Genomic DNA, 2,725 nt, shown 5'->3' on the forward strand with positions numbered 1-2,725 from the left:
CGCCGAAGCCGGTCTGCCGGGAGACGTCGGCCTGCCACGCGGACGCCGGTTCCTGCCGGGGCTGTTCGGCGGCCCGCGCCTCCTCGTCGAAGAACACCGGCCCCGTCTCCTCGACGGCGGGCACCGCGGGCGCGGCGGATGCCGCCGCCTCGGCACCGGGCGGTGCGGGGCGGCTCGATCCGGGCACCCACGCTGCGCCGTTCCAGTACCGGACGTATCCCGGAATGGACGGATCGGGGTAGTAGCCGGGAGCGGGGTTGCCGTCTCCGGTCGCCGAGGTTGGGGCGCTCATCACCGTGGTCCCGTATCTCCTCTGAGCCAATTCAGAGTCCACATCTATCAGACCACCGGGGTCCCCATGGCCGCTCCTGTCGTTTGAGCCACTTTCCGGTCGGAGTGACGGCGGTGCGCGATCGCGCAGGGCCGCTCGGGAGGCGCCCGGGGACACGTACCGAAAGTCGTGCCGAAAGCGGTGCTCGAAGCGGTGCCGGAAAGTCGTACCGGAAAGTCGCGTCATGAATCGTCCGCACCCCGCTCTCTTCCGGTACGGCCCGCTGGCAGGGCCCGTACCGAGAGAGGAAGTGCCGCCCATGCACACCGTGGTGGAACGCGAGCTGGAGCTGAACCTGGTGCTGTCGCCCGAGCGCAGCATCCCCGTCCCGGCCCGGCTGACCTATCGCACGGACGATCCGTGCGCCGTGCACATCGCCTTTCACATCGGCTCCGAGGCGCCCGTCCACTGGACCTTCGCCCGTGAACTGCTCGTGGAGGGGATCTTCCGGCCGTGCGGGCACGGTGACGTACGGATCTGGCCGACGAAGTTCGCCGGGCGCAGCGTCCTGTGTGTGGCCCTCACCTCCCCGGACGGTGACGCGTTGCTGGAGGCGCCGGCCGTGGCGGTGTCGGCCTGGGTGGAGCGGACGCTGCGGATCGTGCCGCCGGGGACGGAGTGCGAACGGCTCGGCATCGAGGAGGGGTTGGCGGGACTGCTGGCCCCGGCGCCCGCCGACGACCTGTGGCTGCGGGACCCGTGGCCCTCGGACGGGTCGGCGGAGCCGGCCGACTCCGCCGAGGGGGAGGTGGAGGCGGGGTGACCCCCAGGCGGGGGGGGACCCCCGGTCCGGCGGGAGGGGCCGCCGGTCAGAAGAGCTTGCCCGGGTTCAACAGGCCGAGCGGGTCGAACGTCTGCTTGATGCCGCGCTGCAACTCCAGCCCCACCGGGCCCAGTTCGCGCGCGAGCCATTCCTTCTTCAGTACGCCGACGCCGTGTTCGCCGGTGATCGTGCCGCCGAGTTCGAGTCCGAGCGCCATGATCTCGTCGAAGGACTCGCGGGCGCGGCGGGACTCGTCGGGGTCGGCCGCGTCGAAGCAGACGGTCGGGTGGGTGTTGCCGTCGCCCGCGTGGGCGCAGACGCCGATCGTGAGCCCGTACTTCTCGCCGATCCGCTCGATGCCTTCGAGCAGGTCGCCGAGGCGGGAGCGGGGTACGCAGACGTCGTCGATCATCGTCGTGCCCTTCAGCGTCTCCAGCGCGGGGAGCGCCAACCGCCGGGCCTGGAGCAGCAGTTCGGATTCGGCGGTGTCCTCCGCCGGGACGACCTCGGTGGCGCCGGCCGCCTCGCACAGCAGGCCGACCGCCGCCAGGTCGGCCCCGGGGTCGTGGGTGTCGAAGGCGGCCAGCAGGAGTGCCTCGGTGGTGTCGGGGAGGCCCATGTTGGCCATCGCGTTGACGGCCCGGACGGTCGTACGGTCCATCAGTTCGAGGAGGGACGGGGTGTGGCCGCTCTCCATGATCCGGCAGATGGCGTCGCAGGCGGCGGTCGCGCTGCCGAACTCGGCGGCGAGGACGAGTTGGCGCGGGGGCCGGGGGCGCAGGGCGAGGACGGCCCGGACGACGATGCCGAGGCTGCCCTCGGAGCCGACGAAGAGGCGGGTCAGGTCGTAGCCGGCGACCCCCTTGGCCGTACGGCGGCCGGTGGTGAGGAGCCGTCCGTCGGCGAGGACGACGTCGAGGCCGAGGACGTACTCGGCGGTGACTCCGTACTTGACGCAGCACAGTCCGCCGGAGGCGGTGCCGATGTTCCCGCCGATCGTGCAGGTCTCCCAGCTGGAGGGGTCGGGCGGGTAGTAGAGGCCCTGTTCGCCGACGGCGCGGGAGAGCGTGGCGTTGACGACGCCCGGCTCGACGACGGCGATCCGGTCGACCGGGTTGATCTCCAGGATCCGGTCCATCTTCAGCAGGGAGAGGACGATGCACCCGTCCGAGGCGTTCGCCGCTCCGGACAGGCCCGTGCGGGCGCCCTGCGGGACGACGGGGACGCGCAGGGCGGTGGCCGTGCGCAGGACGTGCTGGACCTGTTCGACCGAACGGGGCAGGACCACCACCGCCGGGGTGCCCGCCTCGCAGAAGCTCGCCATGTCGTGGGCGTAGGAGGCCGTGATGTCGGGGTCGGTGATCAGGGCTTCGTCGGGCAGTCCTGCCCGCAGCTGTGCGAGGAGATCGTCCATGATCCCAGCGTCGCATCCGGGGCCATCGGTGTGAACCCGTCTGCGATCCACCACGCGAGAGCGGGTGTGCTCTTCGTATTGACGCACAGTAATCAACATGAACGCCATGAAGACGGATCAGCTCAAGCAGGTCAGGCGGGCGGCCCTGGCCGCCGGGGTCGGCGGAGCGCTGGTCGCCGGTGTCCTGCTGGTGGTGCCGGACCGGGGGGCGGAGCCG

At 71.7% G+C, this 2,725-nt stretch carries 3 protein-coding genes; 1 reads left to right on the forward strand and 2 read right to left on the reverse strand.

Annotated elements, in window-relative coordinates; all coding sequences use genetic code 11:
* Positions 1-292, reverse strand: a 292-nt coding sequence (locus GT042_RS25520; protein WP_161311075.1) for a DUF2510 domain-containing protein, incomplete at its 3' end; no start/stop codon positions are given.
* Between the two features lie 298 nt (positions 293-590).
* Between GT042_RS25520 and GT042_RS25525 the strand changes: the two genes are divergently transcribed.
* Entirely contained in the window at positions 591-1,094 is a 504-nt protein-coding gene (locus GT042_RS25525; protein ID WP_161311077.1) for an SsgA family sporulation/cell division regulator, read from the forward strand.
* Between the two features lie 46 nt (positions 1,095-1,140).
* On the opposite strand, the gene GT042_RS25530 is transcribed toward GT042_RS25525, so the two are convergent.
* Positions 1,141-2,508, reverse strand: a complete 1,368-nt coding sequence (locus GT042_RS25530; RefSeq protein ID WP_161311076.1) for an FAD-linked oxidase C-terminal domain-containing protein — start codon at positions 2,506-2,508, stop codon at positions 1,141-1,143.
* Between the last annotated feature and the right edge of the window lie 217 nt (positions 2,509-2,725).

Origin of the sequence: Streptomyces sp. SID3212 (assembly GCF_009865405.1) — a bacterium.
Taxonomy (GTDB): domain Bacteria; phylum Actinomycetota; class Actinomycetes; order Streptomycetales; family Streptomycetaceae; genus Streptomyces.

Excerpts from the sequence above, each read along its gene's own strand:
- GT042_RS25530 (WP_161311076.1), bottom strand. The coding sequence starts at position 2,508 with ATGGACGATCTCCTCGCACAGCTGCGGGCAGGACTGCCCGACGAAGCC.
- GT042_RS25525 (WP_161311077.1), top strand. The coding sequence starts at position 591 with ATGCACACCGTGGTGGAACGCGAGCTGGAGCTGAACCTGGTGCTGTCG.